Source organism: Xenorhabdus sp. TS4, assembly GCF_014467265.1.
Lineage (GTDB): Bacteria > Pseudomonadota > Gammaproteobacteria > Enterobacterales > Enterobacteriaceae > Xenorhabdus > Xenorhabdus ehlersii.
The window spans coordinates 70459-85474 of record NZ_NKHQ01000008.1; the positions used below are offsets into that span (position 1 = coordinate 70459).

General features: G+C 44.4%; 16 protein-coding genes and 1 other RNA gene. 6 read left to right on the forward strand and 11 right to left on the reverse strand.

Annotation, left to right across the window (positions count from 1 at the left end; genetic code table 11):
• Positions 1 to 133: 133 nt before the first annotated feature.
• Together elbB and mtgA are read left to right on the forward strand one after the other, a co-directional pair.
• Entirely contained in the window at positions 134 to 787 is a 654-nt protein-coding gene (gene elbB / locus Xets_RS06115) for an isoprenoid biosynthesis glyoxalase ElbB (protein ID WP_099130814.1), read from the forward strand.
• Between the two features lie 4 nt (positions 788 to 791).
• On the forward strand, positions 792 to 1544 hold the full coding sequence (mtgA, locus tag Xets_RS06120; RefSeq protein WP_099130813.1) for a monofunctional biosynthetic peptidoglycan transglycosylase: 753 nt from the start codon (positions 792 to 794) through the stop codon (positions 1542 to 1544).
• Between the two features lie 20 nt (positions 1545 to 1564).
• Here the strand turns inward: mtgA and dolP are convergent, their stop codons facing one another.
• From dolP to Xets_RS06140, 4 genes are read right to left on the reverse strand one after another with little or no spacing between them, the layout of a single operon-like run.
• Positions 1565 to 2140: a division/outer membrane stress-associated lipid-binding lipoprotein gene (gene dolP, locus Xets_RS06125; RefSeq protein ID WP_099130812.1), complete on the reverse strand. Its 576-nt coding sequence runs from the start codon at positions 2138 to 2140 to the stop codon at positions 1565 to 1567.
• Between the two features lie 11 nt (positions 2141 to 2151).
• Positions 2152 to 2742: a DnaA initiator-associating protein DiaA gene (gene diaA / locus Xets_RS06130; RefSeq protein WP_074023390.1), complete on the reverse strand. Its 591-nt coding sequence runs from the start codon at positions 2740 to 2742 to the stop codon at positions 2152 to 2154.
• A gap of 51 nt (positions 2743 to 2793) precedes the next feature.
• The gene (locus Xets_RS06135; protein ID WP_099130811.1) at positions 2794 to 3177 is read right to left on the reverse strand and encodes a YraN family protein; all 384 of its coding nucleotides are present in this window, start codon (positions 3175 to 3177) and stop codon (positions 2794 to 2796) included.
• A 35-nt stretch (positions 3178 to 3212) separates the two neighbouring features.
• Complete coding sequence (locus Xets_RS06140; protein ID WP_187651338.1) at positions 3213 to 4985, reverse strand: penicillin-binding protein activator; 1773 nt, start codon at positions 4983 to 4985, stop codon at positions 3213 to 3215.
• A gap of 63 nt (positions 4986 to 5048) precedes the next feature.
• On the opposite strand from Xets_RS06140, the gene rsmI reads away from it, so the two are divergent.
• Positions 5049 to 5939, forward strand: a complete 891-nt coding sequence (gene rsmI, locus Xets_RS06145) for a 16S rRNA (cytidine(1402)-2'-O)-methyltransferase (RefSeq protein WP_099130809.1) — start codon at positions 5049 to 5051, stop codon at positions 5937 to 5939.
• 42 nt (positions 5940 to 5981) lie between these two features.
• An RNA gene (gene rnpB, locus Xets_RS06150) (RNase P RNA component class A) lies at positions 5982 to 6368 on the forward strand.
• A 57-nt stretch (positions 6369 to 6425) separates the two neighbouring features.
• Here rnpB and Xets_RS06155 read toward each other — a convergent pair.
• A complete protein-coding gene (locus Xets_RS06155; protein WP_099130808.1) occupies positions 6426 to 7127 on the reverse strand; it encodes a pirin family protein in 702 nt (233 codons plus the stop codon).
• A 112-nt stretch (positions 7128 to 7239) separates the two neighbouring features.
• Between Xets_RS06155 and Xets_RS06160 the strand changes: the two genes are divergently transcribed.
• Entirely contained in the window at positions 7240 to 8136 is an 897-nt protein-coding gene (locus Xets_RS06160; protein WP_099130807.1) for a LysR family transcriptional regulator, read from the forward strand.
• Positions 8137 to 8245: 109 nt separating this feature from the next.
• Here Xets_RS06160 and Xets_RS06165 read toward each other — a convergent pair whose 3' ends face one another.
• The 5 genes from Xets_RS06165 to Xets_RS06185 form a co-directional block, all read right to left on the reverse strand.
• Complete coding sequence (locus Xets_RS06165; protein WP_099130806.1) at positions 8246 to 8641, reverse strand: DoxX family protein; 396 nt, start codon at positions 8639 to 8641, stop codon at positions 8246 to 8248.
• 192 nt (positions 8642 to 8833) lie between these two features.
• Positions 8834 to 9127: a YqjK-like family protein gene (locus Xets_RS06170; RefSeq protein WP_099130805.1), complete on the reverse strand. Its 294-nt coding sequence runs from the start codon at positions 9125 to 9127 to the stop codon at positions 8834 to 8836.
• On the reverse strand, positions 9120 to 9521 hold the full coding sequence (locus tag Xets_RS06175; RefSeq protein WP_099130804.1) for a phage holin family protein: 402 nt from the start codon (positions 9519 to 9521) through the stop codon (positions 9120 to 9122). Before Xets_RS06175 ends, Xets_RS06170 begins: the two co-directional genes overlap by 8 nt.
• Position 9522: 1 nt before the next feature.
• Positions 9523 to 9828 carry a YqjD family protein gene (locus Xets_RS06180; RefSeq protein ID WP_099130803.1) on the reverse strand — a complete coding sequence of 102 codons (306 nt, stop codon included), beginning with the start codon at positions 9826 to 9828 and terminating at the stop codon, positions 9523 to 9525.
• Between the two features lie 222 nt (positions 9829 to 10050).
• On the reverse strand, positions 10051 to 10719 hold the full coding sequence (locus tag Xets_RS06185) for a DedA family protein (RefSeq protein ID WP_099130802.1): 669 nt from the start codon (positions 10717 to 10719) through the stop codon (positions 10051 to 10053).
• A 630-nt stretch (positions 10720 to 11349) separates the two neighbouring features.
• Here Xets_RS06185 and sstT point away from each other — a divergent pair.
• Positions 11350 to 12594, forward strand: a complete 1245-nt coding sequence (gene sstT / locus Xets_RS06190) for a serine/threonine transporter SstT (RefSeq protein ID WP_099130961.1) — start codon at positions 11350 to 11352, stop codon at positions 12592 to 12594.
• Positions 12595 to 12682: 88 nt separating this feature from the next.
• On the opposite strand, the gene Xets_RS06195 is transcribed toward sstT, so the two are convergent.
• Entirely contained in the window at positions 12683 to 14704 is a 2022-nt protein-coding gene (locus Xets_RS06195) for an FAD-dependent oxidoreductase (protein ID WP_099130801.1), read from the reverse strand.
• Positions 14705 to 15016: the final 312 nt, after the last annotated feature.

The window sequence follows — 15016 nt, forward strand, 5'->3', positions numbered from 1 at the left end:
TTTACACAGAACACAAGTACCAACATAGCAAAGATAAGATTTTTTGTTACAAGATTCATTAAAATCTGTGATGAAGATTGGTGTTTAACCCTCTAAGGGGTTAAGCATTAATCTACTACAAATGGAGAGAAATATGAAATCCGTTGCCATTATATTAAGTGGATGTGGAGTGTACGATGGAAGTGAAATTCACGAATCAGTTCTCACTATGCTCTCTTTAAGCCGTCTTGGCGCTGAAGTGTCTTTTTTTTCGCCTGATGAGATACAACATCATGTTATTAATCACCTTAACGGAGAAGAGAAACAAGAAAGTCGCTACATAATGGAAGAATCCGCCCGTATAACGCGGGGAAATATACAGCCTTTATCCAAAGTTAATATTGATGAGTTGGATGCGCTCATTATTCCTGGTGGTTTTGGCGTGGCCAAGAATTTATGTAATTTCGCATTCAAAGGATCAGATTGTGAAATAAATAAAGAGCTATTAAGTATAGTGCAAAATATGCACCAGCAAGGCAAACCGATGGGGTTTATATGCATCGCCCCAGTTATGGTATCTAAAATATTAGGCAAACCGATAAAAGTAACCATCGGCAATGATCCAGAAACTGCGGCTCAAATAGCGAGAATGGGAGGGGTACATGTTGAGTGCCCGGTTGATGACATTGTTATTGATTTTGAAAACAAAATTGTAACAACGCCGGCTTATATGCTCGCAGAATCTTTGGCGCAGGCAGAAAAAGGAATTGATAAGCTGGTTAGAAAAATATTGGAAATGATTGAGTAATCGGATGAGAAATCCTTTTTCAATATTGTGGCGCAGGCTGAAAAGAATTGTCGTGTCGATCACGGTTTTATGGTTCGTTGCTGTAATTGCCTTTTCATTTTTGCCAGTGCCGTTTTCTATGATGATGATAGAGAGACAAGTCTCTGCCTTAATGTCAATTAATTTGTCTTATGTTTCTCGCTCTTCATGGATGGATCAGAATCACATTTCACCCTATATAGCGTTAGCCGTCATTGCAGCGGAAGATCAAAAATTCCCAAAACATTGGGGATTTGATTTTGAGGCTATTGAAACTGCTATGGCGTATAACAAAAAATATGAGAAGCGAATTCGGGGGGCATCGACAATTTCCCAGCAAACAACCAAAAATTTATTTCTATGGGAAGGACGTAGTTGGATAAGAAAAGGCTTAGAAACGGGAATGACTGCCGTATTGGAATTACTCTGGTCAAAGAAACGTATTTTAACGGTGTATCTCAATATTGCTGAGTTTGGCAACGGTATTTTTGGTGTTGAGGAAGCGGCCCAACATTACTTTGGCAAGCCTGCCTACCGATTGACAGCTACCGAATCTGCATTGCTTGCTGCTGTATTACCAAACCCTCATCGTTATAAAGTGAATGCTCCCTCCAGGTATGTATTACAACGCCAGCAATGGATCTTGCGACAAATGCAGTTAATGGGGGGAGTGAATTACTTAAAGCAAAATAAGTTGGGATGGACGTTGAATACAGGTTGTGAGGCTGGGCGGCATTGATTAATGCCGCCTTGATGGTTTCAGTTGAGGTAGGTAAATGCTGTGGTTACACGTTTTACGCCGCTAGTTTCGCTGGCGATTTTCGCAGCCGCAGCCCCTTCTTGTTGCGTGACAATGCCAAACAAAAAGACTTCACTACCCTCTGTCACCACTTTGATGCTGGATGATCTCACCGCATCACTGGTTAAAATTTGGGAGCGCACTTTGGTCGTCAACCAGGCATCAGCGGAGGCCGTAGCCAATGTCACGGGATACGCTTGACGGATCTCGTTATATACCACGTCGGTGCCTTCAACCTTTGCCGCAATTTGTTTTGCCCGCTCGGCCAGGGCCATATTGGGGCTTTGTCCGGTTAAAAGAACCTTGCCTTGATACACAGTCACTGACACACGGGCTTGTGCCTTAATTTGTGGGTCCTTGCTGATGGCATTGCTGACACGGGCTTCCAGCGTGGTATCGTCAACTTGTTGCCCAATGGTTCGTGGATCTGAACCCGCTTTTGTGGCAATTGCAGCGGAACCTACGACGGCGGCACCAATACATCCTTGTAATAGCATTGCACTGAAACAGACTAATAATAGAGAAAATAACCGCATGAGTTGGCTCCTTATTCATCCTGATGAGGGAATAACGTGTTGTCGATTAAGTCGCACAGGCAGTTGATTGTCAACATATGAACTTCTTGGATCCTGACGCTGTGATGTGAGGGGATACGTATCTCAACATCCTGAGGACCGAGTAAGCCCGCCAGTTCACCACCATCGTAACCCGTCAGCGCAACGATCGTCATATCACGTGTAACAGCAGCTTCCACCGCTTTGATAATATCTCGACTGTTTCCATGTGTAGAAATGGCAAGCAGGACATCCCCTGCTTGTCCCAGGGCCCTGACTTGTTTGGCGTAAATTTCGTCAGGCTGTTTACTGTTGGCGATAGCGGTGATCACCACATTATCAGTATTCAACGACAGGGCTGGCAGACTTGGCCGATCTGTTTCAAAACGATTGATCATACTGGCAGTAAAACGCTGTGCCGTTGCGGCCGATCCACCATTACCACAGCAAAGAATTTTGTTGCCGCTCAGCAGTGATTGAACCATCATCATCGCGGCGCGTGATATTGCGTCGGGTAATGCTTCTGCTGCTGCGATCTGAGTTTGAATGCTTTCTGTAAAACAGACTTTAATTCTATCCAGCACGTTATGACCTATGTATATTGGAATTATTTATTTAGCGAGAAAATTGAGAATCTATTGAAATAGGCTCTCATTCAGGGTGAAGGCATTTTTCAGCCATTCAAATTTCTGCCCTGTTATTGCACAAACATCGAAGCGGCATGATGCCGTTTCCAGACATTCATTGCGTCGGGACAACCAGACAGCAGCCGTATACAAGAGCTTTCTGCGCTTACTTTGAGTAATTGTAGCAATGGCACCACCATATTGTGCATTTCGGCGGAAACGAACTTCAACAAATACCCATGTATGCTTGTCACGCATAATCAGATCGATTTCACCGCCGCGAATTTTTACATTCTCAGCAACAAAGACAAGCCCTTGTTTTTGCAAAAACAGCTTAGCCTGATGCTCATAATGGCGCCCCAGTGCGTAGTGATTGCCTGTTGGTTTTTTCATCCTGAAATGACCACGATACCTTTAATTACAGAAAATTATTCAATTTCGGGATGATCTCCCTGATCAGTGCTATCGGTGCTTTCTATGTTATGGGTATTTCCTGCGTTATCGATATTTTCCGTGCTATTGGTATTTTCAAGGATTATGCGACCATTATTGAATTGCATCCAAGGTAACTGACGCAAGATAGTGCAGTTATCCATCACGGATAGTTCCCCTGAAGCACCGCTCAAATGAAATCCCATGTCTTGCTGCATTGGCGTAAATTGATTGGCCAGTGACCATGCATCAATGCCCATTGCATAGAGGCGCATCAGGGAATAATCATTAGTGAATTTTTTGGCTGCTTGCTGCATTAACGGCACATTTATGCCTGTCAGCAGTGGGATGTCACTAAACTGCATGCCATCCATTTCCAGGCGGAAATCAGGGCCTGAACCTGCTTTATTACTGCGCGAGCTGGCATAAAGTGCCGGCTTTTTACGGGAGCTGATTGCCATGTCGATCATAGGTTTGATAATTGTCAATTCGTTTGCTGTTGCGACAATATAAACGGCATCGACGGACTCTGTGGCTGGATTTGTGGAAATAACTGGCGTTCCAGACAAACGAATACCAATCCCACGATTCATGGATTGCCTCATTTCATCCAGCGTACCAAAAGATTGTTGTAATACCGTTTGCCCCCCAAGCTTTTGCCACTCTTGTGCAAAGGCTTGTGCAACACGGATGCCTAATTCAGTACGAGGTATCAACACCAAAGGGCTGCGCTTTTGCTGTTGCCAGATATGCATGGCGGCATTTTTCGCCTCATCTTCAGGAGAGAGTGAAAAATAACAGATATTCGGTTGTTTTTGTGGCACATCAAGCTCATTGAGCGCCAAAATATTCAGTGGAGTTTCAATTTGAGTCAATTGTTCCACATTGGGTTTCAGTAATGGTCCAACTACCAGAGTGACACCATCTTGTTTAGCCTGTTCCAGCAGTTCGGTAAGAGGCTGGCTGTTGGTATCATAGATTTTTACGGTCTGATCATTGGTAGGCACATCATTAATCGCATCCATTTCTGGTTCAATTGTGGCGGCATCAGCATTCTCTGAATTTGCAGCGCTGGTATTTTCAGGATCGGTAGAGGGTTCGGCGTTAACAGTACCGTTTGGATCGGTGGCATTTGTTGGCAATGGTGATTCTGGCAAAGATGGCTTTGGCAAGCCTTTTTGAGCATCGAGGAAACCCTGGCGGATGGCGTCACCAAATATTTTGGCCTGGCCGCTCAAAGGCAGAAATAACCCAATTGTGGCATGGCTGTTTTCAGTTTCGTGCAACATTTGTTGCAGAGCTGTGGGTAAACTGTGGGCAGCGGGGTTGTTTGGATAACGGATTTGCCAATCGTGAATAGCGAGACGCAGTTTATCGAGATCCTGTTTATTGGTCTGATAGGTACTGAGTAAATCAAGCCAGCCCTGCAACGTATACTCATTGGCATTAATCACCAATTCACTCATTTGCTGCGGGGAAAGTTGCGTCAATAATTGCCAGGTCTCATCAAGGTTTTTCTGGCGGGCAGCTTCATCCGGTGCGTAGGAGTCCAATGCGATGTAAGCACGGATAACATCCAACGATGGTTGATTGTGTGCTGCGTCAATAATGGCCTGGTAGCGGTTAATCTCTGCGCTGATCTTATCCTGAGGCTTAGAAGTTGGTTGCCCTTGCCGTTCGGGCATGGTACACCCTGCAATAATCATAGTTGACAGCAGTGCTGTATAGATTAAACCAGTTTTTAAACGCACAAAAATTGAGGGAAGCATACTGTATCCAGCGATGTTTTTTTCAAAGATGCTCAATTTTAAATCGGTCATTCGGATGAAACAATGAATCAAACCAATCGAGCAGTGGTTACGACATCCACGCTATATGTTGTGCCAACCCCTATTGGAAATCTGGGGGATATTACTCAGCGTGCTCTTGAAGTTCTTAAACATGTCGATCTGATTGCTGCCGAAGATACGCGACACACTGGCTTGTTGCTTCAACATTTTGCCATTAATGCGCGCATGTTCGCACTTCATGATCATAATGAACAGCAAAAAGCAGATCAATTGATTACGAAACTTGAACAAGGGGCGAGTATCGCATTGGTATCTGATGCCGGTACGCCGTTGATTAACGATCCGGGTTATCATCTGGTTCGTCGTTGCCGTGAAGCCGGTATCAATGTGGTTCCACTACCTGGCCCTTGTGCAGCCATTACAGCATTGTCTGCTGCTGGCTTGCCTTCAGATCGTTTTTGTTATGAAGGCTTCTTGCCTGCTAAAAGTAAGGGACGTCAGGATACCTTGCGTGAATTAGCACAAGAGCCGCGTACACTGATTTTCTACGAATCGACACATCGTCTGTTGGACAGTTTAGAAGATATTGTGAAAGTATGGGGTGCCGATCGTTATATCGTGTTGGCACGAGAATTAACCAAAACGTGGGAATCGATTCAAGGAATGCCCGCTGGTGAGCTTCTGGCATGGGTCAAGGAAGATGAAACTCGTCGCCGCGGAGAAATGGTTCTGATTGTGGAAGGGTATCATAAGCCCGCCGAGGATAGCTTGCCACAGGAAGCCTTGCGGACATTAGCACTGCTGCAAAAAGAGCTGCCATTGAAAAAGGCGGCGGCATTGGTGGCAGAGATCCACGGTGTGAAGAAAAATGCTTTGTATCGTTATTCACTCGATCAAAACACGACCTTGGGACAAATTGAAGAAGACGCGTGAAAACCCTATACATTGGATATTAAACCTCTTATAATCCGCGCCGGAGTTGACCAGACAGTCGCTGCTTTACCGCTCTTTCGGGAGAAGTAAAGGGGAGGAAAGTCCGGGCTCCATAGGGCAGGGTGCCAGATAACGTCTGGGAGGTGAAAGCCTACGACTAGTGCAACAGAGAGCAAACCGCCGATGGCCCAGCTTTGTTTGTAAAAGCAATGTTGGGATCAGGTAAGGGTGAAAGGGTGCGGTAAGAGCGCACCGCGCGACTGGCAACAGTTCGTGGCACGGTAAACTCCACCCGGAGCAAGACCAAATAGGGGTTCGTATGGTACGGCCCGTACCGAACCCGGGTAGGTTGCTTGAGCCAGTGCGCAAGTGCTGGCCTAGATGAATGGCTGTCCAAGACAGAACCCGGCTTATCGGTCAACTTCACAGACTTTGCCCTATAGAGCAGATGCTTTATAGGGCTTTTTCTTTATCAATAAGGAATTATTAGTCAACCAAATCAATCAGCAGGCCCCGAAATGGCGTCTCCGTTTGTAACATCACTTTCTGCTCTTCCTGAATAAATACACCATCCCCACATTTAATCTTTACATCCCTGCTTTGGTTGCCATTAATTATTGCATTACCACTGATGGATTGTAGGTAAGCATGTTTGCCACGTAAAGACAAAATTTGGCTGTTATGCGGTTTAAGCACGAGATAGCTTATCCACGTTTGTTGGCGCAGATGCAGACTATTGTTTTCTGACGTAGGAGAGGCCAGTAATGTAAGCGGCTTGTTTGGCAGAACTCTATGCTGTAATGGCCGTGCTTCTTGCTGAGGACAGGCATTGAGCCAGAGTTGCAGCCGTGTCAATGGGAGCGTGTCACTGGTATTGTGCTCACTGTAACGAATCCCTTGACGCGCCGAAAATAACAAACAATCCCCTTGGCGTGCATGGAAGTTATTACCTTCACTGTCTCGATATTGGGCTTCTCCTTGCAGGATAATATTCAGGACATCAACATGAGGGTAAGATTTGGGTTGAAACTCGGCTTTCGGCGCCAAAACTTCCTGATTAAGAACACGCAATGTCCTATAGTTCAAAAATTTTGGGTCAAAATAGTGACCAAATGAAAAAGTATAGCGAGCCTGTAACCAGCCGTAATCGGCTTTTCCGCATTGATTTGCTGTTCTCATTATTATCATGCTGTTATCTCTTCAACTATAGATCTATGACTGTCGATCTTAATTATCTGGACGTTGAAATGTTAGCCAGTTAATCTGGTGGCTATATTCAAAATTCCTGATTGAGAAAAATATGGGTAAAGAACGTGCGCTTACTTTGGAATCCCTGCGGGTAATGGATGCGATAGACCGACGGGGAAGTTTTGCTGCGGCAGCGGATGAGTTGGGGCGAGTTCCTTCTGCACTGAGTTATACCATGCAGAAATTGGAAGAGGAATTGGACGTTGTGCTGTTTGATCGCTCTGGTCATCGCACGAAATTTACCAATGTTGGCCGGATGCTACTGGAGCGAGGGCGGTTACTGCTTGAAGCTGCGGATAAACTGACAGCAGATGCAGAAGCGCTTGCCCGTGGTTGGGAAACACACCTGACTATTGTGTGTGAAGCGCTGTTCCCAATGGCATCGCTGTTTCCTCTTGTGGATAAATTGGCGGCGAAATCGAATACACAACTTTCGTTAATGACGGAAGTATTAGCAGGTGCGTGGGAACGTCTGGAAACAGGATATGCTGATATTGTGATTGCACCTGATCTGCATTTCAGGGCGTCAGCCGAAGTGAATTCGCGGGCACTTTATTCTATTAACAATGTCTATGTTGCCAGTGCGGATCACCCTATCCATCATGAGCCCGAACCACTGTCTGATGCCACACGAGTGAAATATCGTGGAATAGCTGTCGCTGATACAGCAAGAGAGCGTCCGGTATTGACGGTTCAATTATTGGATAAACAACCGCGTTTGACGGTGAGTTCACTGGAAAATAAACGTCAGGCGCTTTTGGCAGGATTAGGAGTGGCAACCATGCCATACCCTATGGTGGAACAAGATATTGCCGAAGATCGTTTGCGGGTGATTGGTTCGGAATACAGCCATGAAACCAACATTATCATGGCATGGCGGCGTGATAGTATGGGAGAAGCGAAGTCCTGGTGCTTGCGTGAAATCCCTAAATTGTTTGCGAAGCAATAACATGCATGCCGCCAAGATAATAAAGCGAATGTAGTGAATATCATAAAGCCCCTTGCTGCGAATACACAGGAAGGGGCTATAAAAAGGGTAATGATCTGTTTTTCTTCGATTACCAATTTTTCTTCATTACATGGTCAATACTGAATCTTCCTGGTCCCATCATAGCCAGTAGTAGGTAGCCTGCGCTGATGGAGAAGTTTTTCAGGAACATAGTCAGGTTCAGGTCATTTGAAAAATCGCTATGGAACAGGAGCGCGGTCAGAATACAGAAAATAAATGTAAACACAGCCGTGGTGCGGGTCAACAGGCCGAACATCACAGCAAGCCCGCCCCCCAGTTCAAGTAAGATAGTCAGTGGCAATAGAATTCCTGGCACCTTCATAGCTTCCATAAATTCCTGTGTTCCTGCATAGGCACCACCTAGTTTTCCATATCCTGCGATAATGAAAAGAACGGATATTAAAATACGGGCAACCAACAGGCCACTATCTTCAAATTTTTTCATGATTGTCTCCACAAATACCGCAGGCCGCGATAAATAAACTGTCTGTTTAGCTTTTATTGTCCAAAAAACGGACTGAACAGCACGATTTGTTAATCATTATCTGATGGGAAGTATTTTAAGGAGAGGTATTATTGGTTGATAGTAAGGAATATTAACTATTTCATGCAGTTTTTTTGAAAGAATCCGGTGGTATTAATTTTTGTATAGTGTGTTTCGTACGCTTTTAATGATCCCTAACATGTTGATTATATGACGTGACCAGCGATAAAACTGCTTGGGTTGGTGGAATCCATAAAGCAGCACAAGGCCAAAACCAATGGCGACATAAGGCTTAAAAGCAATGAGGGTTTGCCAGCCTTTATCATATGGTTGTGTCACTTCAAGCCAGTTCTGACCATAAGTAGCAAGTAACTGTCGTTGTTGCTGGATCTCTTTTAATAGCTGCTGTTTTCGCAACTTTCGCTGATGATACCCTGATTTATTCATGAGAATCATCCTCCAGCATTTTGCGGTCAACATGCAATTGTGTTCGAGTCGCGTTAAGAAAGGTCAGTTTCCGCGCCTTTTTTATCGTCCATATTGCACTAAGTACGGCGAGGAGCAGTAACATTCCGGCAGTGATAGCTATTGCCATTATTCGGTAGGTTGGATCGGTGGCCCAGAATATCAGTGCCAATAGGCACATCAGACCAAAGCCCGCAAAGAGTAATGTTAATCCTACCAGTAGTAGCAGTTGTACCAGTGTTGCGGTTCCCTCTTCCAACTCAACGGCAACGAGTTGGATGCGAGTTTCAACCATGTGAACAGCAATTGCCGCTACTCGCCGTACAGTATCAAAGAGCCCTTTTCCTGGGCCTTTCGCGTGAGGGGACTGGGTCATATTAGCGCCTTGAAAGCAGAACTCCCAATACAACGCCAATTGCCGCACCTATACCGACACCAGCCCACGGATTTTCGCGAACATAACTATCCGCATGACCTGCAATTTCTTTGGTTTGACCTACCAGCTTATCGCTAGCTTCACTGAGCGTAGTACGCGCATTTTTTAGCGTTCTTTCTGCCTTGCTGCGCAGTTTTTCCAGTTCTGCTTTTGAGTTATCACCGGAGCTATTGAGGACTTCTTCTAGCGTATCCGCAAGAGATTGTAATTCAGCACGTAGATCTTCAGAGCTTTTCTTTTGTGGCATTGCCTGTCTCCTTAAATATACGATGGATGAATTTCAAACATAGACGCTTTTATCAGGAGATGAAAGTATGAATAGATGAAAAATTATCACAATATATTGCAAATTAGCCTTAAATACCGTTTGAGGTGACTAAGTGGAGAAGTTTAACAGACAAGGTTAGGCGAATGAGAAGAGCAATGCCCTGTGGTATATTCGCGGTCATACCACAGGGAAAATAAAGCGTTACGATAGTGTTTTATTAGTACGCTTTTTGCGCCAAATGACAGTCAGGCTGCCAATTAAACCAATAAGCAATAGGCCTACAGGTAGCAAAACCAAAAAATTCATCAGATACTCTTCATACTGGCGGAACAGAGGACTTTTACCAAGGGCATAACCCAATGTTGTTAGAATAACCACCCATATGAACCCGCTAAGCCAATTGAATATTTGAAAACGTCCATTTTTTAGCCCAGCGAGGCCCGCCAGTGTTGGCAACAATGTCCTGATAAAAGCGAGAAAACGACCTACTAGTAAGGCAGATAAGCCATGGCGATGGAATAAGTTATGTGCGCGCTGATGATAATGCGCGGGAAGATGTGACAGCCAGCCCTGAACTAATTTTGTATTGCCAAGCCATCTTCCCTGAAGATACCCGATCCAGCAGCCGAGGCTGGCTCCGGTGGTGAGAATGGCTAATGTTACAGGAAAACTCATGGTCTCTTTTGCAATTAAGACACCGACTAATATCAACAGGCTGTCGCCCGGTAAAAAGGCCGCAGGTAATATCCCGTTTTCCAGAAACAGGATGGTAAATAGTAGTATGTAGATTGCCCATACCAACGACGGATTAGCCAGTGTTTCGTAATCTTGGTGCCAGAGTGCATAAATAAGGTCTGTTACAATTTCCATCAAATGTTCCTAAAACACGGATTAAGAATTACATTTTACTTTTATGGTGCATTTATGGTTAATTTCTATTAAATACTTTGTAAGCAAAAGTAATTAATATCAGTTGTCATAAAATGATCTCGAAATCCCTTCAAGATGGCATAAAGATCGACCGGCACATTTTAACAAAATCAGTCGTATCGAGACAGAAGATTTTGTTGATCAATTGAACATTTACCTAAATGTAAAAATTAATTCATTCAGATATTTCAATTAATTAATCGATCGATGAAATTTTACAAAATAGCATTAACAAGTAATTTGTCATGTGTAATGGCTAAATTTATATCTATTGTCAGTTAATTTCGCTTTTGCTATTTGATTAATAGTGGAAAGTAATTTCTCCATGCTATTCGTTTTAAATAAATAATCTGCACTTATTGTTGAAAGCGGTTTTTTAGTAATTGATTGAATTAATAGATTAATTTGTTATTTATTGTGATGAAGCCTATTACATCATGAATTCCTCAGAATGTATTGGATGAGAAAATTGCAGTTTCGATCACACAAATGTAAATGAATTGTTATCAATTTATGGGTTATCTGTATATTGCAATGAATTACTCTTTGTCGTTCTCTATGGATAAAGCTATGAAAAAACAACAAACAGGCTTTGTACAGTATATGGCACAAGGAAGCTTGGTAAAACAAATCCTTGTCGGATTAATACTAGGGATATTACTGGCATGGCTGGCACCTTCCGCAGCTAAGTCGGTTGAATTGCTAGGGACTCTCTTTGTAGGAGCGTTGAAAGCGGTAGCTCCTGTTCTGGTGTGGATCTTAGTCATGTCTTCGATAGCGAACCATAAGATAGGCCAGAAAAGCAATATTCGCCCCATTCTGGTCTTGTATCTGTTAGGCACATTTTGTGCCGCTGTTGTGGCTGTCATTGGTAGTTTGTTATTTCCATCAACGTTGGCTCTGGTGACGAGTGACACTCATGTGTTACCCCCTTCAAATATCATTGAAGTGTTAAGGGGATTGCTGATCAATATTGTTGCTAACCCGATTGATGCGATATTAAAAGGAAACTACGTTGGGATCCTGGCATGGTCAATTGGTTTGGGTATTGCCTTACGTCATGCCAACGAATCAACTAAGGCATTGATTCAAGACCTGTCAGGGGCAGTGACACAACTCGTACGTGTTGTTATCCGGTTGGCACCTATTGGTATTTTCGGACTGGTTTCCTCAACGATTGCTACTACAGGTTTTGAAACTTTGTTCGGCTATGCTCACTTGTTAACTGTGCTAATTGGTTGCATGATTGTCGTTGCACTGGTTATCAATCCATTGATTGTCTTCTGGAAAATCCGCCGCAATCCTTACCCCCTGGTTTTTGCTTGCTTGCGCGAAAGTGGCGTAACGGCGTTCTTTACCCGCAGCTCTGCAGCCAATATTCCTGTGAATATGGCAATGTGCCGCCGCATGAAACTCAATGAGGATACTTACTCTGTTTCCATTCCCTTGGGGGCCACCATTAATATGGCGGGTGCGGCTGTGACGATTACCGTATTGACATTAGCGGCGGTGAATACTCTAGGCATCCCCGTAGACATTCCTCAAGCGATATTTCTGAGTGTCGTTTCTGTTATTGCAGCGTGTGGAGCATCAGGAGTTGCTGGTGGATCATTATTGTTGATCCCCCTGGCATGCAGTATGTTCGGTATTTCCAATGAAATAGCCATGCAGGTTGTTGCCGTAGGTTTTATTATTGGAGTATTGCAGGACTCTGCTGAGACAGGCCTGAACTCTTCTACCGATGTGCTGTTTACCGCAGCTGCTTGTCAGGCCGAAGAGTCTCGTACAGTGGCTGATCGACTGGCACAGCGTTAATCATGAGTTGGAATTAAGAGTAGTTGGCATAAGAATGGTGATAATGAATTGAGTACAGATTATCACCGTTCTTGTTTTTAGATTTGATCTACACTTTAAGCGCCAATTGAACTCCTTGTGCGATTGCCCTGCGTGCATCTAATTCAGCGGCAATATCTGCTCCACCAATGAGGTGTACACTTTTCCCCATTGTTTGTAACGGTTGATAGAGTGCTTTCAATGGCTCTTGTCCTGCGCAAATAATCACATTATCTACTTCCAGACATTGTTGTTTATCGCCTCGACGGATATGCAATCCCTGATCATCAATTTTCAAATATTGAACGCTGTTTAACATAGTGACGCCTCGCATTAACAGGCTAGTTTTATGCACCCAACCTGTGGTTTTTCCTAAGCCATCCCCGACCTTGGAATCCTTGCGTTGCAGCAGATAGATTTTACGAGGAGAACGCTCGACTTGTGCACCTTCTGGCCGTAATCCTCCCTTATGCATAATTGTCCGATCAATTCCCCACTCATGGCTGAAAGCATGGCTGCTTAAGCTGGTGCTTTGTCCGCTTTGACTCAGATACTCAGCAGTATCAAAACCAATACCTCCAGCACCAATAATGGCGATACGTTTTCCGACTTGCTGTTTATGTTTCAATACATCAAGGTAAGTCAGTACCTTTTCATGTTCAATACCATCAATATTGGGGATACGTGGCCTGATCCCTGTCGCGATGACAACTTCATCAAACGATAAAAGTTGGTCGGCAGTTGCCGTATGGTTGAGGCATACTTCGACGCCGTTCAATGCTAATTGGCGTTCAAAATAACGTAAAGTTTCATGGAATTCTTCTTTGCCGGGGATCTGTTTGGCGATATTAAACTGTCCGCCGATTTGGTTTTCTCGTTCAAACAGCGTGACATGGTGTCCTCGGCTGGCTGCTGTGACAGCAAAGGATAATCCCGCTGGTCCGGCACCGATAACAGCAATGGTTTTGGGGGCTATGACAGGAGCGGCAATAAATTCGGTTTCATGGCAGGCACGTGGATTGACCAGACAAGACGTCAGCTTGCCGACAAAGATCCTGTCCAGACAGGCTTGGTTACAGCCTATGCAGGTATTGATTTCATCAGCGCGGTTTTGTTCAGCTTTCAATACAAATTCGGCATCAGCGAGAAACGGGCGCGCCATAGAAACCATATCGGCGCAGCCTTCACTGAGAACTTGTTCGGCAACCTGGGGACTGTTGATGCGGTTGGTTGTAATTAAAGGGATGCTGACTTTCCCCATCAACTTTTGTGTAACCCAGCTAAATCCGGCTCTGGGTACCATCGTTGCAATTGTTGGGATACGGGCTTCATGCCAGCCGATGCCAGTATTGATAATGGATGCCCCTGCTTTTTCAATCTCCCGTGCCAGTTGTTCGATCTCTTGCCAATTGGAGCCATCTTCCACTAAATCCAGCATAGAAAGGCGGTAAATAATGATAAAACGCTCCCTCGTGATAGCGCGGACAGCTTTGACAATTTCTAGCGCAAAGCGCATGCGATTTTCGAAAGTTCCTCCCCATTTATCCTGTCGATGATTGGTGCGTGTGACCAGAAATTGATTGATGAGATAACCTTCTGAACCCATGATTTCTACGCCATCATAGCCGGCTTGTTGTGCCAGTTGGGCACAGTGGGCAAAATCCTTGATTGTCTGTTGGATGTCATTCTCAGACATTTCTCTCGGTATAAAGGGGCTAATAGGCGCTTGAATGGCCGAAGGCGCTACGGAATTTTTCTGATAGCTGTAGCGTCCGGCATGCAGGATTTGTAAAGCAATCTTTCCCCCGGCCTGATGTACCGCCTCTGTAATCAGCTTGTGGTGGGGCAGGTGGTCTTCACTATTCAGGATGCTTGCTCCTGCGGCGGCAACGCCCTGAGGGTTTGGTGAGATACCACCGGTCACAATCAGTGCGACGCCTCCGGCTGCCCGTTCTGCATAAAATTGGGCTAAACGTTGGGCACCGTCGGGATGTTCTTCAAGCCCCGTGTGCATTGAACCCATCAATACACGGTTTTTTAGTGTGGTAAAGCCCAAATCCAGCGGTGCAAGCAGGTGAGGGTAATTGCTCATTGCATTCTCCATCAAATATTTGGTAGCTCAAGAAATATTATTGTTTTCCGTATGAAGCTAAACAGCTAAGTGGTCGGATGAGATGATGATTAAATTTAGACAGTTCCGGCATTATTGGAACCACTTTGTTAATTGATTGTGACAAATATCATGAAATAGAGCTTCAATCGTATCTTAATGAAAATCTATTGAGGCGAGAAATTCCTCTTATTTATGATTGTCGCATGTTTTTAACTGTGCATACTGTGAATATATTCTTACGGAATGATGAATAAGAATGGCGGAATTAAGCTTTAAGTGTGATAGAAATAA